Genomic DNA, 21,956 nt, shown 5'->3' with positions numbered 1-21,956 from the left:
TCACGGCAGGGGCACGGCCACGTTGTCGAGAAGCCGGACGGAACCGAGCCTCACCGCGGCGAGAAGCCGGACCGGCACGGCGCCGTCGAGGCGCTCGAGCGGCCGCAGCGTCTCGGCCTCGACCGGCGCGAGATAGTCCACCGCCCCGAGACCGGCGGCCGCGACGGCCGCCCGCGCGGCCTCGAGCGCCTCTGCGACCGAGCGCCGGCGCAGGTCCTCGGCGAGATCGCGCAGGATGCCGTTCAGCCGGCGCGCGACGGCGAGTTGCTCGGGCGACAGGTACGCGTTGCGCGAGGACAGGGCGAGGCCATGCTCGTCCCGCACGGTCGGGTGGCCGATGATGGAGAGCGGCAGATCGAGATCGGCCGTCATGCGGCGCACGACCTGCAGCTGCTGCCAGTCCTTCTCCCCGAAGATCGCGGCATCGGGGCCGACCTGGAGGAACAGCTTCGAGACGACCGTCGCGACGCCGGCGAAATGGCCGGGCCGCATCGCGCCCTCGAACCCGGCGCTCGGGCCGGAGACCTCGATGGTCGTCGCATGGCCGGCCGGATACATGATGTCGACCGTCGGAGCCCAGATGAGATCGGCGAGGCCGGACAGGAGCATGCGGTCGCGCTCGCCCGCCCGCGGATACTTGTTGAAATCCTCGGCCGGCCCGAACTGCTTCGGATTGACGAAGATCGACACCACGACACGGTCGGCCTCCTCCCGCCCCCGTCGCGCCAGGGCGAGATGGCCTTCGTGAAGCGCGCCCATCGTCGGCACGAGCGCGACCCGCTCGCCGTCCTGGCGCCAGGCCGCGACGCGCTGGCGGAGGGAGGGAACCGTCGTGACGACGTCCGGAAGCGTCATGAAGACCTCGGCGGGCGTGGAGGCGGCAGCCTCTCGGGACCCGGCCCATGTCAGGAGAGGACCGGAGCCGTCAAGGCGCGGCGCCGGCGTGCCCCGAAGAAGGCCTCTTGACCGGCGGCCGCGATACGGCTGAGTGCTTGGGCGGATCGGAGAGTTGCGATGAAGCTCGGTGCGGCCTGGATCATGGTGGCGCTGGTGGCCGGGCTGGCGCCCGCCCTCGCCCAGACGGCGACAGGCGGAGACCCGTCGGATGCCGCCAGCCAGCTCCGCCTCGACCGGCCTGTCGGCGGGGGAGGCTCGGGAGGAGGCTCTGGCGGGAGCCCTGCCCCGGCAGCGCCGAGGGCCTCGGGCCTCGTCACCGACGTCTCGGCCGAAGACGTGGTCAGGATCATGAGGGATGTCGGCTTCAAGTCGACCACGGTCGAGACCAACAAGGCCGGCAGCTACGTGAAGGCGCAGATCGACGAGACGGATACCTTCATCTTCCTCGAGAACTGCAACGATGGCCGCTGCGTCTCGCTGCTCTTCACCGTCTATCTCGGCCGGCAGGACTCGGTCGACGAGACCTTCATCAACGACTACAACCGCAACACGATCTACACCAAGCTCGCCAAGGACAAGGACGGCGAGCTCCAGCTCATGCTGCCGGCGAGCCTCTACAAGGGCGTCAGCGAGGAGCATGTGCGCTCGCTCGGCGAACTCTGGATCTCGGTGTTCAAGGAAGCCCTCGAATACAAGCCGTCCGGCAAGTAGCCGTCCAGCAAGCAGCCGTCCGGCCTGGCCTCTCAGCGGCCGGGCAATGCGAGGACGCGCGGCGTCGGCGGCAGCGAGGTGCGGCTCAGCGTCAGGGTCGGCGTCGGCCGGCGCTCGACGGTGAAGCCCTGCCCCTCCGCCCGGGCCAGGAACCGGTCGAGGGTCGACAGCCCGAAGAAGTGCATCGGAATGGCGATGCGCGGATTGATGCTGGCGATCACCTCCATCATGCCGTCGAGATCGAGCGTGTAGCTGCCGTCGACCGGCACCAGCAGCACGTCGATCCGCCCGAGCTGCTTCAGATGTTCGGGCGTCAGCGTGTGGTGGAGATGGCCGAGATGGGCGATGCACAGATCGGCCGCCTCGAAGACGAAGATCGAATTGCCGTCGCGCAGCGTCGTCTCGCCGCCCCATTGCCGGATATTGGTGACGACGTTGCGGATGCGCACGTCGCCGAACTGGACGTCGTGCCGGGCCGGGCCGCCCGCCGGATCCCAGCCGCGGAGGATGCGCTTGATGCCGGGCTCGGGATTGTCGGAGTAATGGGTCGAGTGCGCCCGGTTCATCGTGACGACGTCGGGCGTGGTACGCGGCCGGACGAAGTCGTTGTAGTCGGTGGCGATCCTGACGCCGGACGGCGTCTCGAACAGGAAGGTCGAATGGCCGATATAGGTCAGTTGCACCGCGTCCGCGGCAAGGGAAGCGGGGACGATCGGCAGGCCGCGTCGTGCGACGAGGCCGGGGCAACTCTCCTCCGCCGCGATGGCCGCCCGTGGAAACGCGATCGCCGCCACGGCGAAAGCGGCGAGGATCACGATCCTGAACGCGAGCATGGCGGACCTCCGCCGGCAAGGCTGCCTGAAGCCTTCGGGGCGAGCAAGTGCCGTTCCAACTGCCCGCGGCACGCGCGTCGCCGCCCCGTCCGGACCCTGGCCGCTCTCCTCGTCACGACCGGCCTCGCCGCCGCGCCGCAGGCCGCTGCGGCACCGCAGGGCGCCGTCGCGCTCGACGGTGCTCAAAGGCCTGCGTCGGGTCCGGCGGGGCGCGACGCGCGGGATTCGGCGTCATGGCAGGCGCAGATCGCGCGCGTTCTGGCGCGCTACAAGATCTATCCGGCCGATCTCCGGAGGAAAGCCCGCGCCGAGGGCGTGCCCGCCCCGGAAGGGCGGGTCGTCATCCGGATCACGATCGATCGCGAGGGCCGGATCGTCCATCTCGCCGTCGCGCAGAGTTCCGGAATCGCGGCCTTCGACGAGGCGGCGCTGCGGATGGTCCGCAGGGCCGAGCCCCTTCCGAGGCCGCCGCCGGATATCGCGTCGCCGACGCCGCGCCTGCTACTTCCCGTCGAATTCAGGGACCGATGACGGTCAGGGATTGGCGGCGAGGCCCGAGGAGCGTGCTTCCTCGCCCTGGGCGGTGCGGCCGGGCATCCCGCCGGCCTTGAGGTCGCGATCGATCGTGAGCGGCACCGGACCGTTCAGCCGCCGACGATAGACCTGAAGGTTCTCCATCACGCGCTGGACGTAGTTCCGCGTCTCCGAGAACGTGATCAGCTCGACCCAGTCGATCGGGTCGACGCCTGGCAGGCGCGGGTCGCCATGGGCCGCGATCCATTTCCGCACGTTACCCGGGCCCGCGTTGTAGGCGGCGAAGACGAGGATGAAGGCGCCGCGGTAATCCTCCATCAGGTCGCCGAGATGAGCGGCTCCGAGCTGGGCGTTGTAGACGCCGTCGAGGATGCGGCCGGGCTCGTAGGTCAGCCCTGCCTTCTTCGCGGTCGCGAGCGCGGTGCCCGGCATGAGCTGCATCAAGCCGCGCGCCCCGACCGGCGAGCCGGCCGCGGGATCGAACATGCTCTCCTGGCGCGCGATGGCATGGACCATGGCCGCCTCGACCGGCGTCTTGCCGACCGCTTCGAAGGCGGGGATGCCGAAGGTCGGGAAGGCGGCCTCGTCGAGCGGGTGGCCGCGCTGGGTGGCGAGCTTGCCGAGCGTCAACACGGCCTTCGCATCGCCCTGCGCCGTCAGCACGGCCGCCACCGCCTCGAGTTCGACGGGATCGCTCCCGCCCCGCCCGAATTCGATGGAGAGCGGGAAGCCGAGCTCGCGGAACCCGGCCGCATAGGCCACCCGGACCGCATCGACGAACGGGGCCGGCGTCGCGGGGACCCGGCCGCTCGGCTCGCGCACGGCGACGGAGGGCTGGTCGAGCTTCGCCGCCGCGAGCTGGCCGTAATAGGTGATGCCGTAGCCGGCCGCCTCGCGGTAGAGGGCACGGGCCTCCTCCCGGGTGCCGGCGGCCTCCGCCGCCCGCCCCTGCCAATAGGCGGCGCGGGACTGGGAGATGGGCTGGGTCGCGAGAGCGGCCGCGCGGTCGAAATGGCGGCGCGCAGCCGCGGGATCGTTCAGGCGCCGCAGCGCGATCCAGCCGCTCAGGAACTCGGCCTCGATCCGCCGCTCCGCCGAGGTCGCACCGTGACCGGTGACGATGGCGTAGGCGGCTTTCGGATCGCCGTCGTCGATCAGTTTCCGGGCGACGAGCCGGCGTTCGACCCACCAGGCGTCGCCGTTGACGAGCTGCGCCGGATCGCGCGTGAGATCGGTCAGGATCTTGGCGGCCTCCGCGTCCTTCTCGGCCCGGCGCAGATGCCGGACCCGCGAGAACAGCCACGACGTGTCGGATTTGAGGTTCGCGGGGACCGCTTCGACCAGCTTCTCGGCGGTCCGCGCGCGCTGCTCGACCGCGATGCGCGCCTTCACCAGGGCATCGTAGCCCTCCCCCGCATAGGAGGCCGCGCGACGCGCCGGCTCCCAGCTTTCGCGCAGCAGGAAGCGCTCCATCCGGAAACGATGGTCGGCGGTCGTGAGCGTGTCCTTGAAGGCGTCCAGGAACCGGGCCTCGAGCTCCCGGCCGAAGGTGTCGTTGCGCCAGGCATCCCGCACCAGATCGTCGGCATCCTCCGTCAGCCCGTCCGCGCGGAAGGCGATGGCGAGGGCGAGCTTGCCCCATGCCGTCTGTGGCACTCCGCGCGCGAAGAACCCGCGGACGAAGGCGGCAGGCCGGCGCTCGTAGAGGAGCGTCTCCTCGCTGCGGCGCCGTAGCCAAGCCTTGTTGGGGTAGTCCGGATAGGCGTGGATGAAGGCCGTCACGCGGTCGAAGCCGATCCCGCCGCCCCCGAGCCGGATCGCGGCCCAGTCGAGGAACGCGCCGGCCCCCGGCGTCTCGACGCGCCTGCGGACCGCGTCGCCCCCGGCGAAATCGCCCTTGCGGTAGGCGGCGACGGCGTCGCGCACCTTGGCGATGTCCGGATGCTCGACGGCCGGCGCGGGAGGAGCCGCCGCCGTCGCCTTCTCCTCGCCGTCGCCCTCGACGCCGGTCGCGTTCTCCTGCGCGTCGCGCTCGCCCTGCGGGGAGGATTTGCCCTCGCCGGCGGTGTCCTGCACCGATGCGGCGGCGGCGGCCACAGGGAGCGCGGTCGCCGGGGCGGCGAGCGCGGCCGGCCGCGCCGGAGGCTTGGGCTTGGCGGTCCGCGGATTGCCATGGGCCGCCGGCGCGGCCAGCAGCACCGCGAGCATGGCGGCGAGGGAGGTATGGGCGATTCGCATCACGGCGCCGTTTGCCTCGCTCGGCCGGGCGCACTATGTGTCCGGGTCGGTCTGCGGGCCATCACGGCCGCCGCGGGGAGGATCGAATCATGTCGGCGACCAGCCGCTTCAAGGGCTCGCTCACGGCGCTGGTGACGCCGTTCAAGGACGGCAAGATCGACGAGGAGGCTCTGCGAAAGCAGGTCGACTGGCAGATCCAGAGCGGCACGAACGGGCTCGTTCCGGTCGGCACGACGGGCGAGAGCCCGACGCTGAACCATGCCGAACATGGCCGCGTCGTCGAGATCTGCATCGATGAGGCGAAGGGGCGCGTGCCGGTGATCGCGGGCGCGGGCTCGAACGCGACGACCGAGGCGGTCGCGCTTGCCCGTCACGCGGAGAAGGCCGGCGCCGACGCGGTGCTCGTCGTCACGCCCTATTACAACAAGCCCACTCAAGAGGGCATGTTCCAGCATTTCAAGGCGGTGAACGACGCCATCGGCATTCCGATCATCATCTACAACATCCCGCCGCGCTCGGTCGTCGACATGTCCGTCGCCACGATGAGCCGGCTCTACGAACTCGGGAACATCGCCGGCGTGAAGGACGCGACCGCGAATCTCGCCCGCGTGTCCCAGCAACGCCACGCCATGGGCCCTGATTTTCTCCAGCTTTCGGGCGAGGATATGACGGCGCTCGCCTATAACGCCGCAGGCGGGCATGGCTGCATCTCCGTGGTCTCGAACGTCGCGCCGGCGCAATGCGCCGAGATGCAGGCGAAGTCGCTCGCGGGCGACTATGCCGGCGCGCTCGCGATCCAGGATCGGCTGGTGCCGCTGCACGATGCGATCTTCCTCGAGCCAGGCCTCGCCGGCGCGAAATGCGGCCTGTCGCTTCTCGGACGCGGCAACGAGGAGGTTCGGCTTCCGCTGCTCCCCGTCACCGAGCCGACGAAGAAGGCCATCCGCTCCGCGATGGTCCATGCGGGGCTGCTGAACGGCTGACGACGCGATGAAGGTCGGTGGCTCGCCCGACCTTCCCCCTTCGGGGAGGGTCAGGCGAGGAGGCCGCGCCGCGCGGATGAATGTGACTCACGGATCTAGGCGATGGCCAAGGACAAGAACGCGGGCGGCCTCAAGGTCGTGGCCGACAACCGCAAGGCGCGGCACAATTACGAGATCGTCGACACCGTCGAGGCCGGCATCGCGCTGACCGGGACGGAGGTGAAGTCGCTGCGCGCCAACAAGGCGACGATCGGCGAAGCCTATGCCGGCCCGTCGGGGAACGAGTTGTTCCTGTTCAATGCCAACATCCCCGAATACCTGCAGGCGAACCGCTTCAACCACGAGCCGCGCCGCCCGCGCCGGCTCCTCCTGCACAAGCGCCAGATCGCGAAGTTCATCGGCTCGACGCAGCGGGACGGCTTCACGCTCGTCCCGCTGAAGCTCTATTTCAACGAGCGCGGACGGGCGAAGATCGAGCTCGGGCTCGGGCGCGGCAAGCAGCTTCACGACAAGCGCCAGTCCGAGAAAAAGAAGGACTGGGATCGCGAGAAGGCCCGCCTCCTGCGGGCGAAGGGCTAGCCGACCATGCCGCCTCCCGTCCGCCTCGACCATTGCGTCATCCACGTGTCGGACTGGGAGCGCTCCACCGCCTTCTACCGCGACGTGCTCGGCGCCGAGCCGATCCCGACCCGGCCGGGCTTCGCCTATCGCTTCGGGACGGTCCAGCTGAACTGCCATGGTCCGGGCAAGGCCGCCGATCCGGTCGCCCGGCTGCCGGTGATGCCCGGCAACAGCGATCTCTGCTTCGTCTGGGACGGTTCGGTCGAGGAGGCGAAGGCCCATCTCGAGCGCCACGGCGTGGCCGTGGAACTCGGGCCGGTGCCCCGGAGCGGGGCGCTCGGCGACGGCACGAGCCTCTATTTCCGCGATCCGGACGGCTCGCTGCTCGAATTCATCGTCTACGGGAAGGACGAGGACAGATGAGCCAGGACCTCACCACCCTGCCGGCCGATCTGCCGGTCCCGGTCGACGACGGCGGAGCCGCGCATCTCGCGGGCTCGGCCATCCCGGATATCGCGCTCGCCGCGACGGACGGGTCCGAGGTCTCGCTGGCGCGCCTCGCCGGCCGGACGATCGTCTACGCCTATCCGCGGACGGCCGAGCCGGGGAAGCCGAGCCTCCCGGGCTGGGATGCGATCCCCGGCGCACGCGGCTGCACGCCGCAATCCTGCGGCTTCCGCGATCATTTCGCCGAACTCTCGGCGCTCGGCGTCGCACGCGTCTTCGGCCTGTCGACCCAATCGACCGCCTACCAATCCGAGATGGCGGAACGGCTGCACCTGCCCTTTCCGATCCTGTCCGACGAATCGTTCGCGCTGACCCGAGCCGCGCGCCTGCCGACCTTCGAGGCCGGCGGCATGACCCTCCTCAAGCGCCTGACGCTCGTCGTCGATGACGGCCGGGTGAGCCGGGTCTTCTACCCCGTCTTCCCGCCCGACCGCAGCGCGGAAGTCGTGCTCGATTGGCTGAAGACGCAGGCCTCGGCATAGCGGCCTGCCGTTCGACGGGAGCATCGGCATCGGCCCTCCCGACCGATCGGTGGATGCGAAGGGAGGATGACGGCACCGCCCTTCGTCGGCACCGGGAGCCAGCCGATGCGTGCAGGCTATGATGCTCTCGGTGCGCAGGAGGAGGAGGAGTGATCCGTCAGCTCGAGTTCATCCTGGCGCTTGGCCGGGAGAGGCATTTCGGCAAGGCCGCCGCCGCCTGCAACGTGAGCCAGCCGACCCTCTCGAACGGCGTCAAGGCGCTCGAAGACGCGCTCGGCGTCCTCCTCGTCCAGCGCAGTTCGAAGTTCGTCGGCTTCACGCCGGAGGGCGAGCGGGTGGTGGAATGGGCCCGCCGCATCCTCGGCGACGTGCGGGGCCTGCGCGCGGATCTGGCCGCGCTCCGGCACGGGCTCGAAGGGCATGTCCGTATCGCGGCCATCCCGACCGCGCTGCCGATGGTGGCAGAACTGACGACGCCGTTCCGAGCCCGCTACCCGGCCGTCCGCTTCTCGATCCTGTCCCGCACGTCCAGGGAGATCCTCGACCTCCTCGACAATCTCGAGATCGAGGCCGGCCTGAGCTATCTCGACAACGAGCCGGTCGGCCAGGTTCGGACGGTGCCGCTCTATGACGAGCGCTATCACCTCCTGACCGATAGCGGGGGCCCTCTCGGCGAACGTGCGTCCGTGACGTGGTCGGAGGTGGCGCCCCTGCCGCTCTGCCTGCTCACGCCCGACATGCAGAACCGGCGGATCATCGACCAGATGCTCCGCAATACCGGCCTGTCCACGACGCCGACGTTGGTGTCGAACTCGACGATCGTGCTCGTGTCGCATGTTCGGACGGGCAAGTGGTCGAGCGTGCTGCCGAAGGTCGTGGCCGAAAGCCTGGGCCTGCCGCCGACCGTGAGTTCGATCCCGATCGTCGACCCCGATATCGCCCATTCCGTCGGTCTGATCGTCGCCGATCGCGAGCCGACGACCCCGCTCGTCGCCGCCCTGCTGGCGACGGCCCGGGAGGTGGCGCGGGCCTTCGCTCGATAGCTTTATGCTATCGCAACATCGCGCTCCATTATTGCAATTGTTCCAAACTGAGTGATCTTCGTCCGCAGGACACGAAGCGGCGGACGCGGCGAGGGATGGACCACGAGCCCTGGGACAGCGGCCGCGCGAGAGACCTGATCGAGGCTCACGCGCATCGCGAAGGAGCGGCGCTCCCGATCCTGCACGCCCTGACCGACGCATTCGGCTGCGTGCCCGCCGAAGCCATTCCCATGGTTGCTTCGGCGCTGAACTGGTCGCGCGCGGAGGTGCACGGCGTCGCGACCTTCTACCCCGACTTCAGACGGGAGCAGCCCGGGCGGCATGTCGTCCGGCTGTGCCGCTCCGAGGCGTGCCAGGCGGTCGGCGCCGTCGCCCTCGCCGATCACGCCCGGCGACGTCTCGGCATCGGCTGGCATGAGACGACCTCGGACGGCGAGGTGACGCTCGAGCCGGTCTTCTGCCTCGGGCTCTGCGCCCGCGGCCCTTCGGCGATGATCGACGGGGAGCCGGCCTGCGATCTCACCCCCGATACGCTGGATGCGAGGCTCGCGGAGTTGCGGGCATGATCCGGATCTTCGTGCCCAAGGATGCCCAGGCATTGGCGCTCGGCGCCGATCGCGTGGCCGAGGCCGTGGCCGCCGAGGCCGCCCGGCGCGGGCTCGATGTCGCGATCGTGCGGACGGGATCGCGCGGGCTTCTGTGGCTCGAGCCGATGGTCGAGGTCGAACAGGGCGATGACCGGATCGCCTACGGCCCGGTCCTGGCGTCCGACGTGCCGGGCCTTTTCGCGGCGGGCTGGCTTGCCGGAGGCGCTCATCCCCTCCACCTCGGCCGCCCCGAGGACATCCCGTATCTGGCCCGGCAGACGCGCCTGACCTTCGCGCGCTGCGGCATCGTCGATCCGCTCTCCCCCTCCGATTACGAGGCGCATGGAGGCTGGGCGGGTCTGCGGCGGGCGGCGGCGATGGATGGGAGTGCCGTCGTCGAGGAGGTCACGGCCTCCGGTCTCCGTGGCCGGGGCGGCGCCGGCTTCCCGACCGGGATCAAATGGGCGACCGTCCTCGCCGCCGAGGCCGATCGCAAATACGTCGTCTGCAATGCCGACGAGGGCGACAGCGGCACCTTCGCCGACCGCATCCTGATGGAAGGCGATCCCTTCTCGCTGATCGAGGGCATGGCCATCGCCGGCCTCGCCGTCGGAGCCGAAAAGGGCTTCGTCTATATCCGGTCCGAATATCCGCATGCCTTCCGCGCGATGAGCGAGGCCGTAGCCGCGGCGCGGACAGCCGGTTTTCTCGGCCCCTCGGTGATGGGGTCGGGCCGCGCCTTCGAGATCGAGACCCGCCTCGGCGCCGGCGCCTATATCTGCGGAGAGGAGACCTCCCTCCTCGAGAGCCTCGAGGGCCGGCGCGGGGTGGTGCGGGCGAAACCGCCGCTGCCGGCGATCCGGGGCCTCTTCGGCAAGCCGACCATCGTCAACAACGTGCTGTCGCTGGCGAGCGTGCCGTGGATCCTGGCCCAGGGCGCGAGGGCCTATGCCGAGTTCGGGATCGGCCGCTCGCGCGGGACGCTCGCCTTCCAGCTCGCGGGCAACATCCGCTTCGGCGGCCTCGTCGAACTCGCCTTCGGGCCGACGCTCCGAGACCTGATCGAGGCGTTCGGCGGCGGCACCCGCTCGGGTCGCCCGCTCCGCGCCGTGCAGGTCGGAGGACCGCTCGGCGCCTATTTTCCCGACGCCTTGCTCGACACGCCGCTCGACTACGAGGCTTTCGCCGGCAAGGGCGGGATGCTGGGCCATGGCGGCGTCGTGGTCTTCGACGACACGGTCGACCTCGCCGCCCAGGCCCGCTTCGCCTTCGAGTTCTGCGCGGAGGAGAGCTGCGGCAAGTGCACGCCCTGCCGCATCGGCTCGACCCGCGGCGTCGAGACCGTCGACAGGATCAGGGCCGGGATCGAGCCCGAGAAGAACGTCGATCTCGTCCGCGACCTTTGCGAGGTCATGACCGACGGCTCGCTCTGCGCCATGGGCGGGCTCACGCCGCTGCCCGTGCTGAGCGCGCTCGATCATTTCCCGGAGGATTTTCGGCGGCCGTCCACCCTGATGGCTGCGGAGTAGGAGCGCCCGATGGCCCTCATCCAGGAACTGGATACCGGAACGCCGATCCGCCTCGCGCCGTTGCAGGTCGCGCTGACGATCGACGGTCGGCAGGTCAGCGTTCCGGCCGGCACCTCAGTCATGGCCGCCGCCGCGACGATGGGGACGCAGGTCCCGAAGCTCTGCGCCACGGATTCGCTCGAAGCCTTCGGCTCCTGCCGGCTCTGCCTCGTCGAGATCGAGGGACGCCGGGGCACGCCGGCCTCCTGCACCACGCCCGCCGAGGAGGGAATGGTCGTCCGGACGCAGACGCCGAAGCTCGCCAGGCTTCGGCGCGGCGTGATGGAGCTCTACATCTCCGACCATCCGCTGACCTGCCTGACCTGCTCGGCCAACGGCGATTGCGAATTGCAGGACATGGCCGGTGCCGTCGGGTTGCGCGACGTTCGCTACGGCGAGGGGGGAGCGAACCACCGCGATGCGCCCACCGACGAATCGAATCCCTATTTCACCTTCGAATCCTCGAAATGCATCGTCTGCAGCCGCTGCGTGCGGGCCTGCGAGGAGGTTCAGGGCACCTTCGCCCTGACCATCGAGGGCCGCGGCTTCGCCTCGCGGGTCTCGCCGGGAGGCACCGATTTCTTCGGCTCCGAATGCGTCTCCTGCGGCGCCTGCGTGCAGGCCTGCCCGACGGCGACGCTGAACGAGAATTCCGTCATCCGGATGGGCAAGGCGGAGCATTCCGTCATCACGACCTGCGCCTATTGCGGGGTCGGCTGCGCCTTCAAGGCGGAGATGCAGGGCGAGCAACTGGTGCGGATGGTCCCCTCCAAGCACGGCCGGGCGAACGAGGGCCATTCCTGCGTCAAGGGCCGCTTCGCCTACGGCTATGCGACCCACAAGGACCGGATCACGAAGCCGATGATCCGCGAGCGGATCACCGATCCCTGGCGCGAGGTGAGCTGGGAGGAGGCGATCGGGAGGGCGGCCTCCGAGTTCAGGCGCATCCAGGCGACCTACGGGGTCGATGCCATCGGCGGCCTCACCTCCTCGCGCTGCACGAACGAGGAGACCTATCTCGTCCAGAAGCTGATCCGCGCGGCCTTCGGCAACAACAACGTGGATACCTGCGCGCGCGTCTGCCATTCGCCAACCGGCTACGGGCTGAACGCCACGCTCGGCACCTCGGCGGGCACCCAGGATTTCGCCTCTGTCGGCGAGGCCGACGTCATCCTGCTGATCGGCGCGAACCCGACCGATGGTCATCCGGTCTTCGGGTCGCGCCTGAAGAAGCGCCTGCGCGAGGGAGCTCGGCTCATCGTCGCCGATCCGCGCCGGATCGACCTCGTGAAGTCCCCGCATGTCGGAGCCGAGCACCATCTGGCGCTCAGGCCCGGCAGCAACGTCGCCTTGCTTAATGCGCTGTCCCATGTGGTCGTGACCGAGGGGCTGGTCGACGAGGCCTATATCCGGGAGCGCTGCGACCTCGATGCCTTCGAGGCCTGGGCGCGCTTCATCGCCGATCCCCGCAACGCGCCGGAGACGAGCGAGAACGTCACGGGGGTCCCGGCGGCCGAGGTCAGGGCGGCCGCCCGGCTCTATGCCACGGGCGGCAATGCGGCGATCTATTACGGCCTCGGCGTGACCGAGCACAGCCAGGGCTCGACGACCGTCATGGCGATGGCGAACCTCGCCATGGCCACCGGCAATATCGGCCGCCGAGGCGTCGGCATCAATCCGCTGCGGGGCCAGAACAACGTCCAGGGCTCCTGCGACATGGGCTCGTTCCCGCACGAGCTGCCGGGCTATCGCCACGTCTCGGGCGATGCCGCGCGCGAGATCTTCGAGAAGCTCTGGGGCGTCGGCCTTCGGGACGATCCGGGGCTGCGCATCCCGAACATGCTCGACGAGGCGGTCCAGGGGCGGTTCAAGGGCATCTACGTGCAGGGCGAGGACCCGGCCCAGTCCGATCCCGATACCCAGCACGTGACGGCGGGCCTTCTCGCGATGGAATGTGTCGTGGTTCAGGACCTCTTCCTGAACGAGACCGCCAAATACGCCCACGTCTTCCTGCCGGGCTCCTCCTTCCTCGAGAAGGACGGCACCTTCACCAATGCGGAGCGGCGCATATCCCCCGTGCGCAAGGTGATGTCCCCGCTCTCCGGCCATGCCGACTGGCAGATCACCATGATGCTGTCGGACGCGCTCGGATACCCGATGCGCTACGACCATCCCTCGCAGATCATGGACGAGATCGCCGCGACCACGCCGTCCTTCGCCGGTGTCAGCTACGAGAAGCTGGAGCGGCTCGGCTCGATCCAGTGGCCCTGCAACGACGCGGCGCCGGCGGGGACGCCGATCATGCATGTGGACCGCTTCGTCCGCGGCCTCGGCCGCTTCATGATCACCGAGTTCATCCCCACCGACGAGAGGACCGGCGCGCGCTTCCCCCTGCTCCTGACGACCGGTCGCATTCTCAGCCAGTACAATGTCGGCGCGCAGACGCGGCGCACCGAGAACTCGCGCTGGCACGCCGAGGACGTGCTCGAGATCCATCCCTTCGATGCCGAGAGCCGCGGCGTCGTCGACGGCGATCTCGTGGCGCTGGAGAGCCGCTCGGGGGCGATCTCGCTCAAGGCCGCGATCAGCGACCGGATGCAGCCGGGCGTGGTCTACACGACCTTCCATCACGCCAAGACCGGAGCCAACGTCATCACCACGGATTATTCGGACTGGGCGACGAACTGCCCCGAATACAAGGTCACGGCCGTCCAGGTCCGGCGGACCAACCGCCCCTCCGACTGGCAGGCCAGGTTCTACGAGGAGGATTTCAGCCTGACCCGCATCGCCGATCGACTCGATGCCGCGGAATAGCAGCCGGTCGCCTGCCCGGCGCGTGGCCGCCAGGACCCTCCGCTTCGGAACCTCCGAACCGGATGAGCGCATGATCGACGTGCCCGTCGAGATGCCCGTCGAGATCGTCTTCGCCGACATCCCCTTCGCCGTGATGATGGCGACGCCGACGCATCTCGACGAGTTCGGGCTCGGCTTCTGCCTCACCGAGGGCGTCGTGCAGAATGCGGCGGATGTCCGCGGCATCGAGACAGAGGAGGTCGAGGGCGGGATCAGGCTCCGAATCGATCTCGCGCCGGATCGTCTCTCGCAGCATCTCGCCCGACGCCGGGCGATGTCGGGCCGCTCGGGATGCGGCCTCTGCGGGATCGAGGACCTCGCGGCGATCCGGCGCCCGGAACTCGCCGTGCGGGCGCCACCCCGCGTCGCGCTGCCCGCGCTGCGGCGGGCCTTGTCGAGCCTCGAAGCCGGTCAGAGCCTCAATGCCCGCACCCGTGCCGTCCACGCGGCCGCCTGGGCCGACGTGCAGGGCGAGGTCCTGGTGCTGCGGGAGGATGTCGGGCGCCACAACGCGCTCGACAAACTGATCGGCGCCCTGCTCCGGGACCGGATCGATCCGGCCTCCGGCTTCATCGTGATCACGAGCCGATGCTCCTTCGAAATGGTCGAGAAGAGCGCAGCGTTCGGCGCGGGGATGCTGGTGGCTGTCTCGGCGCCGACCTCTCTCGCGCTCGATCAGGCCGAGCGCCTCGGCATGCGCCTGATCGCGATCGCCCGACGGGACGGCGTCACCACCTTCGTCGAAGGGCCGCCCTCCGCCCGGCGGGACCTCGTCGCATGACCGACGCGGCGCCGAAGCTCGCCCGGATGGCCAACCAGATCGCGGCCTTCTTCAGATCGTATCCCGAGGAGGAGGCCGTGAAGGGCGTGCACGGCCACATCAAGTCGTTCTGGTCGCCGCGGATGCGGCTCGACCTCGCGGCCCGGCTCGACGACCCGGACCTTCCCGTCGATCCGCTCGTGCGCGCCGCCTTCGCGATGGACCCGGAACTCGGAACGCCCCGGCTCCCGGCCAGCACGCGCTGAGGATCGCTCGGATCCTCAGCGCTCGCCCAGGTCAGCCCGAGGGTCAGCCCAGCGTCGGCATGACGAAGTCGGCCCCGGCGCGGATGCCCGTCGGCCAGCGCGAGGTGATCGTCTTCAGGCGCGTGTAGAACCGGACGCCCTCCGGGCCGTGCATGTGATGGTCGCCGAACAAAGATGCCTTCCAGCCGCCGAAGGAGTGGAACGCCATCGGCACCGGGATCGGAACGTTGATCCCGACCATGCCGACCTGAATCGCATGGGCGAAATCCCGCGCCGCGTCGCCGTCCCGCGTGAAGATCGCGGTTCCGTTGCCGAATTCGTGCTCGTTGATCATCCGTGCGGCGGTCGCGTAATCCGGCGCGCGGGCGATCGCGAGAACCGGCCCGAAGATCTCCTCCTTGTAGATGGTCATGTCGGGCGTGACGCGGTCGAACAGGGTTCCGCCGAGGAAGTAGCCGTTCTCGTAGCCCTGGAGCGAGAGGCCGCGGCCATCGACGACGAGTTCGGCCCCCTCCGCGACGCCCTGGTCGATATAGGCGGAGACCTTGTCGCGGTGCTGGCGCGTGACGAGCGGGCCCATCTCCGATTCCGGATCCGTGCCCGGGCCGACCTTGAGCGCGCTGACCCGCGGAACCAGCTTCTCCAGAAGGCGCTCGGCGGTCTGCTCGCCGACCGGAACGGCGACCGAGATCGCCATGCAGCGCTCGCCCGCCGATCCGTAGGCCGCGCCCATCAGCGCGTCGGCCGCCTGATCGAGATCGGCATCCGGCATGACGATCATGTGGTTCTTGGCACCGCCCAGCGCCTGGGCGCGCTTCCCCTGCAGCGCGGCCGTGCCGTAGATGTAGCGCGCGATCGGCGTCGAGCCGACGAAGGACACGGCCTGCACGTCGGGATGATGCAGCAGCGCGTCGACGGCCTCCTTGTCGCCGTGGACGACGTTGAACACGCCGGCCGGCAACCCGGCCTCGATCAGCCACTCGGCCATCAGGAGCGAGGCGGAGGGATCGCGCTCGGACGGCTTCAGGATGAAGCAGTTCCCGCAGGCGATCGCCACCGGGAACATCCACATCGGCACCATCGCCGGGAAGTTGAACGGCGTGATGCCCGCGACCACGCCCAGCGGCTGGCGCAGGGAGTGGGAATCGACGCGCGTGCCGACGTTCTCGGTGATCTCGCCCTTGAGAAGCTGCGGGATCCCGGTCGCGAATTCGACGACTTCGAGGCCGCGCTGGATCTCGCCGGCGGCATCCGAGAGCACCTTGCCGTGTTCGGCGGTGATCACCGCGGCGAGCTGGTCCGTCCGCTCCTCGCACAGGCGCAGGAAGCGGTTGAGGATTCGCGCGCGGCGCAGAGGGGGCGTCTCGGCCCAGGCCGGGAAGGCCTGCTTCGCGGCGGCGACGGCGCTCCCGACCTCGACGGCCGAGGCAAGCGGCACGATGCCGGATTGCTCGCCGGTCGCCGGATTGAAGCAGGGAGCGGTGCGGTCGGAACGGCCGGAGACGCGCGCGCCCGAGACGAAATGGTGGATTTCGGTCGGCATGGAGGAGGCTCCGCTCAGTTCGCGCGTGCGAGCGCGTCGGACAGGATCGACACCATCGCGTCGATGTGGCTCGTCTCGGCGATCAGCGGCGGCGACAGGGCGATGATGTCGCCCGTGACGCGGATCAGCAGGCCCCGCTCGAAGCAATCCACGAAGACGTCGTAGGCGCGCGCGCCCACCGCCCCGGGACGGGACTCAAGCTCGATCCCGGCGATGAGGCCGATCGTGCGGATGTCGATCACGTTCTTCGTGCCCTTCAGGCCATGGATGGCCTCGTCCCAATAGGCCTGGATCGACGCGGCGCGCGTCAGAAGCCCTTCATCCGCATAGACGTCGAGCGTCGCGATCCCCGCGGCGCAGGCCACCGGATGGCCGGAATAGGTGTAACCGTGGAACAGCTCGATGGCGCTCTCGGGGCCGGTCATGAGCCCGTCATGCACCTTGCGGCTGGCGAAGACGGCCCCCATCGGGATGGTGCCGTTGGTCAGCCCCTTGGCGGTGGTGAAGAGGTCGGGCTTGACGCCGAAGAAGTCGGTGGCGAAGGGCGCGCCGAGGCGTCCGAACCCGGTGATGACCTCGTCGAAGATCAGGAGGATGCCGTGCCGGGTGGCGATGTCGCGCAGCCGCTCGAGATAGCCCTTTGGCGGCACGAGCACGCCGGTCGAGCCCGCGACCGGCTCGACGATCACGGCCGCGATGGTCTCCGCGCCGTGCAGCTGGACGAGCCTTTCGAGATCGTCCGCGAGATCCGCGCCGTGCTCCGGCTGGCCCTTCACGAAGGCGTTCTTCGCCAGATCATGCGTGTGCCGGATGTGATCGGCTCCCGGCAGGAGCGGGAAGACGCGCCGGTTGTTGACGAGACCGCCGACCGAGATGCCGCCGAAGCCGACGCCGTGATAGCCGCGCTCGCGTCCGATCACGCGGGTGCGGGTGCCCTGGCCGATCGCCCGCTGATAGGCGATGGCGATCTTGAGCGCGGTGTCCACCGATTCCGAGCCGGACCCCGTGAAGAAAACGCGGTCGATCCCGGCCGGGGCGATCGCCGCGAGCCTTTCGGCGAAGTCGAACGCGATCGGATGGCCCAGCTGGAAGGTGGGAGCGAAGTCGAGCGTCGAGAGCTGGCGCTCGACCGCCTCGACGATCTGGCGCCGGCCGTGCCCGGCATTCACGCACCAGAGCCCGGCCGTGCCGTCGATCACCTGGCGACCGTCGTCGCTCGTGTAGTGCATGCCTTCGGCCGCCACGAACATCCGCGGCGCCGCCTTGAACTGGCGGTTGGCGGTGAAGGGCATCCAGAAGGATTCGAGGCTGGGACGGTTGGTGCGCGACGGGGCGTTCATGAGACTCTCCTGATGCCGGCAGGAAGCCCGTTTCGAACAGGCCAACAAGTCCTTTTCTTGATTCTCTCAAGCCGTTGAAAATGCTCAATGAGGCGCATAGTGTTTGCGCTGACAGAACACCCTCAACGGGGCCGTGGGCATGAACGAGGATGTGGGTGCGCGTCTGCGCTACGTGCGGATGCTGCACGGGTTGTCCCAGCGGGCTCTGGCGCGCCGCGCGGGCGTGGTGAATTCGACGATCTCGCTGATCGAATCCGGCCAGACCAATCCGTCGGTCGGCGCCCTGAAAAGGATCCTCGATGCGATCCCGATCGGTCTCGGCGATTTCTTCTCGCTTCAGCCTGAGCGGGGCGAGAAGGTCTTCTACGCGAGCGAGGAACTGGTCGAGATCGGAAAGGGCCGCATCTCCTACCGGCAGGTGGGCGACAACCTGTTCGGCCGGGCGCTGCAGATCCTCAAGGAGCGCTACGAGCCCGGCTCGGATACCGGCCGCGTCCCGCTCTCACATGACGGGGAAGAGGGCGGCATCGTGCTGAGCGGGCGGCTCGAGGTCACGGTGGACGACGAGCGCAAGATCCTGGGGCCCGGCGATGCCTACCGGTTCTCGAGCCGTCGCCCGCATCGCTTCCGCTGCGTCGGCCCCGTTCCCTGCGAAGTGGTCAGCGCCTGCACGCCGCCCAGCTTCTGACGCCCGCCGCCATCGGCGCGCGGGCACGGACGGCGGTTCGGGAGAGCCCCCGGACCGCCGCGCGCCTCATGAGAACACGATCGTCTTGCGGCCGTTGAGCATGACGCGACGCTCGAGATGCATCTTCACCGCGCGGGCGAGGACCCGGCTCTCGATATCCCGGCCGGTCGCGAGGAAGTCCTCGGCGGTCATCGCATGCGTGACGCGCTCGGTCTCCTGCTCGATGATCGGCCCCTCGTCGAGATCGGGCGTGACGTAATGCGAGGTCGCGCCGATGAGCTTCACGCCGCGCTCGAAGGCCTGATGATAGGGCTTCGCGCCCTTGAAGGAGGGCAGGAAGGAATGGTGGATGTTGATGACCTTGCCATAGAGGCGCGTGGACAGGTTGTCGGACAGGACCTGCATGTAGCGGGCGAGGACCACGAGATCGGCCTGCTTGTCCCGCACGAGCTGCAGCAGACGCTCCTCCTGCTCGGCCTTGGTGTCCTTCGTGACAGGCCAGTGGTGGTAGGCGATCCCCTCCCGCTGCGCGACGGCCGCACTGTCGTCGTGATTGGAGACGATCGCCACGACCTCGGCCTTCAGCCAGCCGACGCGGATCTGGTACAGCAGATGCAGCATCGCGTGGTCGAACCGCGAGACCATGATCACGATCCTCGGCATCCGCGCATTGTCCGAGATCTCGAACTGCATCCCGAAGCGATCGACCACCGATTTCAGATTCCGGGCGACCGAATCCGTCGTCGTGTCGACGGGCGCGGTGAAGGCGATCCGCATGAAGAACCGATTGGGGCTTCGGTCCCAAAACTGGTTGCTCTCGGCGATATTGGCACCGATCGCGGCGAGTTCCGTCGTCACCGCCGCGACGATGCCCGGGCGGTCCTCACAGGTCAGCGTGAGGGTGAAACTGGTCGGCAATGTCATTCAGGCGCCCCGTTCTGGCCGATACCGGTCGGCCCGTCGCGCCGCTTATACGGCGCGCGCCCTGGTGCGCCATGCCAAAACCCCAAGAGCTTCGCATCTGCAGAACGACGGATCTGGAGCCCCTGAGCGCCGGTCGCCGGCGGACCTGCACTCGTCGGGTCGGCTGTCCGGACCGCCCGGCGGCACCGCTTCCGGCACCCCCGGGACGATGAAACCGTCTCAGGCCGCCTTCTTCGCCTTCCGGTTGACGGATGCATCGGCGAGGCCGGTCAACGCCTCGTCCGTTTTCCGCTCTTCGGCCAGGGTCTGGTCGAAGAGCTTGACGGCGTCCTTCAGCCCGAGTTCCTGGGCCCACCGGCGCAAGGTGCCGTAGCGCGTGATCTCATAATGCTCGACCGCCTGGGCGGAGGAGATCAGCCCGGCATCCAGCGCAGCCGAGCCCTTGTATTCGTCGAGGATCTCCTCGCCCTCCTCGACGATGCCGTCGATCGCCGGGCAGGTCTTTCCCTGAGCGCGCTTGCCCAAAATCTCAAACACCTGCTGCAGGCGCTCGACATGCGTCTCCGTTTCGAGACGGTGCTTGTCGAAAGCGGCCTTGACGGCTTCGGACTGCGCGCCGCGGGCCATCTTCGGCAGCGCCTTCAGGATCTTGCGCTCCGCGTAGTAGATGTCCTTCAACGTATCGAGAAACAGATTGTCGAGGGTCTTCTCGGCCACCGGAACCTCCATCGGAAACACGCCCACAAAATGCGCCTCGTGAGCGGTTGTTCCGTCCGAGGCGCCGGCGTTCGGCCGCGCACCGACGAGGCGATCTTGCCCTTCGTCCGCCCCTCCATCCGGTGCCGGCAGCAAGCTCCGCGCACCGAGCCCGGAGCGGCAACGCCGTCCCAGTCTCGCCTTGCCGCCGCCCGCGGTATACTACCGGTCCGACGATCCCGCCGGAGACTCCCCGGCTCCGGGTGCCGCCCGCCATGCGCGGGACGGATCGTGAAACAGGCTCTGACAACAGGACGGCAGCGTGATGGAATTTCTGCACACGATGGTCCGCGTGACCGATCTCGACGCCTCGCTCGACTGGTACTGCAACAAGTTCGGCCTCGTGGAGGTGCGGCGCACCGAGAACGAGAAGGGGCGCTTCACGCTCGTGTTCCTGGCCGCGCCGGGCGATGCCGCGACGGCGAAGACCACGAGCGCCCCGCTGCTCGAGCTCACCTATAACTGGGACCCGGAGACCTATACGGGCGGGCGCAATTTCGGCCACCTCGCCTATCGCGTCGACGACATCTACGCGACCTGCCAGAAGCTGATGGATGCGGGCGTCACCATCAACCGCCCGCCGCGCGACGGCTACATGGCCTTCGTCCGCTCGCCCGACGACATCTCGATCGAGCTTCTCCAGAAGGGCGAGGCCAAGGAGCCGGCCGAGCCCTGGAAGTCGATGGCCAATACCGGCGTCTGGTAGTCGCGCCGCCGCAGAATCGCGTCACGCCCGGACCCGGCCGATTGCTCCGGGGCCGGGCGTGAGTGCATCCGGACCCGATCCGCGTCCGTCAGATCCGCTCGATGATCTTGTCCCCGAACAGCCCCTCGGGACGGATCATCAGCACGCCGAGCGCGATGAAATAGGCGAGCCAGGATTCGATCCCGCCACCGACGAGCGGACCCCAGTAGAACTCGCCGAGCTTCTCGCCGATGCCGATGATGAGGCCGCCGACGATGGCGCCGGGGATCGAGGTGAGGCCGCCGAGGATCAGGACGGGCAAGGCCTTCAGCGCGATGATCTCGAGCGCGAAGGAGACCTCCGAGCGCGCGCCCCACATGATGCCGGTCGCGAGCGCGACGATGCCGGCCGTGAACCAGACGATGACCCAGATCTGGTTCAGCGAGATGCCGACCGAGAGCGCCGCCTTGTGGCTGTCGGCGACGGCGCGCAGGGCGCGGCCGATCCGCGTCTTCTGGAAGAACACGGCAAGCGCGGCGACGGCGACCGAGGCGAGCAGGGCCGCGGCGATGTCGATCTTCTGGAAGGAGACCATGCCGCCGAGCATGTTCACGTCGACCGCTCCGCGCGGCAGGCCGAGTTCGGCGGTCACCATCTGCTTCGGACTGCCGCCGAAGATCATCTCGCCGAGCCCGATCAGGAAATAGGTCAGGCCGAAGGTCGCCATGAAGAGGATGATGTCGGGCTGGTTCACGAGCGGTCGCAGCACGATGCGCTCGATCCCGACCGCGAGGAGGAACATCACGCCGATGGTGAGGACGAGTGCGAGATAGGCCGGCACGCCCTTCTCCGTCAGCCCGACGAGGGTCAGGGCCGCGAAGACGACCATGATCCCCTGCGCGAAGTTGAACACGCCCGAGGCCTTGAAGATCAGCACGAAGCCGAGCGCGATCAGGCTGTAGAGCACGCCCGCGACGAGCCCCTCCCAGATCGTCTGGACGAGGAGATCGGGGGCCGCCCCCATCTGCACGAAGGGGTCGATGAAGATCTTGTAGAGGAGGTCCATCTACGGGGCTCCGCCTCTCCCGGAGGGAGAGGTCGAGCGCTGCCGGAGGCAGCGACCGGGTGAGGGGTTGGGCCTATCCGGAGAGGGCCGACCCCTCACCCGGTCGGCTGCCGCCGACTCGACCTCTCCCT

The 21,956-nt window shown here is 69.0% G+C and carries 23 protein-coding genes; 14 read left to right on the top strand and 9 right to left on the bottom strand.

The genetic code is table 11. The annotated features are described in order from the left end of the window. Positions 1 to 855 (bottom strand): pantoate--beta-alanine ligase, encoded by an 855-nt coding sequence (gene panC / locus EV668_RS18405; protein WP_133772777.1) that lies wholly within the window; start codon positions 853 to 855, stop codon positions 1 to 3. A 159-nt stretch (positions 856 to 1,014) separates the two neighbouring features. On the opposite strand from panC, the gene EV668_RS18400 reads away from it, so the two are divergent. Further along, positions 1,015 to 1,608 carry a YbjN domain-containing protein gene (locus tag EV668_RS18400; RefSeq protein ID WP_133772775.1) on the top strand — a complete coding sequence of 198 codons (594 nt, stop codon included), beginning with the start codon at positions 1,015 to 1,017 and terminating at the stop codon, positions 1,606 to 1,608. A gap of 32 nt (positions 1,609 to 1,640) precedes the next feature. Here the strand turns inward: EV668_RS18400 and EV668_RS18395 are convergent, their stop codons facing one another. Together EV668_RS18395 and EV668_RS24895 are read right to left on the bottom strand one after the other, a co-directional pair. Beyond that, positions 1,641 to 2,441, bottom strand: coding sequence for an MBL fold metallo-hydrolase (locus EV668_RS18395; RefSeq protein WP_133772773.1), 801 nt, complete (start codon positions 2,439 to 2,441; stop codon positions 1,641 to 1,643). A 231-nt stretch (positions 2,442 to 2,672) separates the two neighbouring features. Next, entirely contained in the window at positions 2,673 to 2,822 is a 150-nt protein-coding gene (locus EV668_RS24895) for a hypothetical protein (RefSeq protein WP_166652518.1), read from the bottom strand. On the opposite strand from EV668_RS24895, the gene EV668_RS25775 reads away from it, so the two are divergent. Continuing rightward, complete coding sequence (locus EV668_RS25775; RefSeq protein WP_166652541.1) at positions 2,757 to 2,972, top strand: energy transducer TonB family protein; 216 nt, start codon at positions 2,757 to 2,759, stop codon at positions 2,970 to 2,972. The two genes, EV668_RS24895 and EV668_RS25775, sit on opposite strands and share 66 nt — an antisense overlap. Before the next feature lie 3 nt (positions 2,973 to 2,975). Here EV668_RS25775 and EV668_RS18385 read toward each other — a convergent pair whose 3' ends face one another. Continuing rightward, positions 2,976 to 5,213 (bottom strand): lytic transglycosylase domain-containing protein, encoded by a 2,238-nt coding sequence (locus EV668_RS18385; protein WP_133772769.1) that lies wholly within the window; start codon positions 5,211 to 5,213, stop codon positions 2,976 to 2,978. A gap of 89 nt (positions 5,214 to 5,302) precedes the next feature. On the opposite strand from EV668_RS18385, the gene dapA reads away from it, so the two are divergent. From dapA to EV668_RS18335, 10 genes are all read left to right on the top strand, one after another. Next, entirely contained in the window at positions 5,303 to 6,196 is an 894-nt protein-coding gene (dapA, locus tag EV668_RS18380; RefSeq protein ID WP_133772767.1) for a 4-hydroxy-tetrahydrodipicolinate synthase, read from the top strand. A gap of 102 nt (positions 6,197 to 6,298) precedes the next feature. Continuing rightward, positions 6,299 to 6,775: an SsrA-binding protein SmpB gene (smpB, locus tag EV668_RS18375; RefSeq protein ID WP_133772765.1), complete on the top strand. Its 477-nt coding sequence runs from the start codon at positions 6,299 to 6,301 to the stop codon at positions 6,773 to 6,775. A gap of 6 nt (positions 6,776 to 6,781) precedes the next feature. Continuing rightward, positions 6,782 to 7,180 (top strand): VOC family protein, encoded by a 399-nt coding sequence (locus EV668_RS18370; protein ID WP_133772763.1) that lies wholly within the window; start codon positions 6,782 to 6,784, stop codon positions 7,178 to 7,180. Continuing rightward, positions 7,177 to 7,746, top strand: a complete 570-nt coding sequence (locus EV668_RS18365; protein WP_133772762.1) for a peroxiredoxin — start codon at positions 7,177 to 7,179, stop codon at positions 7,744 to 7,746. The genes EV668_RS18370 and EV668_RS18365 overlap by 4 nt, the downstream gene beginning before the upstream one ends. A 149-nt stretch (positions 7,747 to 7,895) precedes the next feature. Next, on the top strand, positions 7,896 to 8,789 hold the full coding sequence (locus tag EV668_RS18360; protein WP_133772760.1) for a LysR family transcriptional regulator: 894 nt from the start codon (positions 7,896 to 7,898) through the stop codon (positions 8,787 to 8,789). A 95-nt stretch (positions 8,790 to 8,884) separates the two neighbouring features. After that, positions 8,885 to 9,355: a formate dehydrogenase subunit gamma gene (locus tag EV668_RS18355; RefSeq protein WP_133772758.1), complete on the top strand. Its 471-nt coding sequence runs from the start codon at positions 8,885 to 8,887 to the stop codon at positions 9,353 to 9,355. Then, the gene (locus EV668_RS18350; RefSeq protein ID WP_133772756.1) at positions 9,352 to 10,905 is read left to right on the top strand and encodes a formate dehydrogenase beta subunit; all 1,554 of its coding nucleotides are present in this window, start codon (positions 9,352 to 9,354) and stop codon (positions 10,903 to 10,905) included. The genes EV668_RS18355 and EV668_RS18350 overlap by 4 nt, the downstream gene beginning before the upstream one ends. A gap of 9 nt (positions 10,906 to 10,914) precedes the next feature. Then, positions 10,915 to 13,758 carry a formate dehydrogenase subunit alpha gene (gene fdhF, locus EV668_RS18345; RefSeq protein WP_133772754.1) on the top strand — a complete coding sequence of 948 codons (2,844 nt, stop codon included), beginning with the start codon at positions 10,915 to 10,917 and terminating at the stop codon, positions 13,756 to 13,758. 70 nt (positions 13,759 to 13,828) lie between these two features. Continuing rightward, on the top strand, positions 13,829 to 14,578 hold the full coding sequence (gene fdhD / locus EV668_RS18340; protein ID WP_245513300.1) for a formate dehydrogenase accessory sulfurtransferase FdhD: 750 nt from the start codon (positions 13,829 to 13,831) through the stop codon (positions 14,576 to 14,578). Continuing rightward, on the top strand, positions 14,575 to 14,823 hold the full coding sequence (locus tag EV668_RS18335; protein ID WP_133772750.1) for a formate dehydrogenase subunit delta: 249 nt from the start codon (positions 14,575 to 14,577) through the stop codon (positions 14,821 to 14,823). The genes fdhD and EV668_RS18335 overlap by 4 nt, the downstream gene beginning before the upstream one ends. Before the next feature lie 43 nt (positions 14,824 to 14,866). Here EV668_RS18335 and EV668_RS18330 read toward each other — a convergent pair whose 3' ends face one another. Next, entirely contained in the window at positions 14,867 to 16,366 is a 1,500-nt protein-coding gene (locus EV668_RS18330) for a CoA-acylating methylmalonate-semialdehyde dehydrogenase (protein ID WP_133772748.1), read from the bottom strand. Positions 16,367 to 16,380: 14 nt separating this feature from the next. Next, positions 16,381 to 17,706, bottom strand: coding sequence for an omega-aminotransferase AptA (aptA, locus tag EV668_RS18325; protein WP_133772746.1), 1,326 nt, complete (start codon positions 17,704 to 17,706; stop codon positions 16,381 to 16,383). A gap of 139 nt (positions 17,707 to 17,845) precedes the next feature. Here aptA and EV668_RS18320 point away from each other — a divergent pair, with 139 nt between their 5' ends. After that, on the top strand, positions 17,846 to 18,394 hold the full coding sequence (locus EV668_RS18320) for a cupin domain-containing protein (protein WP_133772744.1): 549 nt from the start codon (positions 17,846 to 17,848) through the stop codon (positions 18,392 to 18,394). A 66-nt stretch (positions 18,395 to 18,460) separates the two neighbouring features. Here the strand turns inward: EV668_RS18320 and purU are convergent, their stop codons facing one another. Next, positions 18,461 to 19,318 carry a formyltetrahydrofolate deformylase gene (gene purU / locus EV668_RS18315; RefSeq protein WP_166652540.1) on the bottom strand — a complete coding sequence of 286 codons (858 nt, stop codon included), beginning with the start codon at positions 19,316 to 19,318 and terminating at the stop codon, positions 18,461 to 18,463. A 219-nt stretch (positions 19,319 to 19,537) separates the two neighbouring features. Further along, on the bottom strand, positions 19,538 to 20,047 hold the full coding sequence (locus EV668_RS18310) for a YciE/YciF ferroxidase family protein (RefSeq protein WP_133772742.1): 510 nt from the start codon (positions 20,045 to 20,047) through the stop codon (positions 19,538 to 19,540). A 292-nt stretch (positions 20,048 to 20,339) separates the two neighbouring features. Between EV668_RS18310 and EV668_RS18305 the strand changes: the two genes are divergently transcribed. After that, positions 20,340 to 20,780, top strand: a complete 441-nt coding sequence (locus tag EV668_RS18305) for a VOC family protein (protein ID WP_133772740.1) — start codon at positions 20,340 to 20,342, stop codon at positions 20,778 to 20,780. A gap of 88 nt (positions 20,781 to 20,868) precedes the next feature. Here EV668_RS18305 and EV668_RS18300 read toward each other — a convergent pair whose 3' ends face one another. Next, positions 20,869 to 21,825: a branched-chain amino acid ABC transporter permease gene (locus EV668_RS18300; RefSeq protein WP_133772738.1), complete on the bottom strand. Its 957-nt coding sequence runs from the start codon at positions 21,823 to 21,825 to the stop codon at positions 20,869 to 20,871. Between the last annotated feature and the right edge of the window lie 131 nt (positions 21,826 to 21,956).

Origin of the sequence: Enterovirga rhinocerotis, from assembly GCF_004363955.1 — a bacterium.
Taxonomy (GTDB): domain Bacteria; phylum Pseudomonadota; class Alphaproteobacteria; order Rhizobiales; family Beijerinckiaceae; genus Enterovirga; species Enterovirga rhinocerotis.
This window is presented reverse-complemented; position numbering and strand designations above follow the sequence as displayed.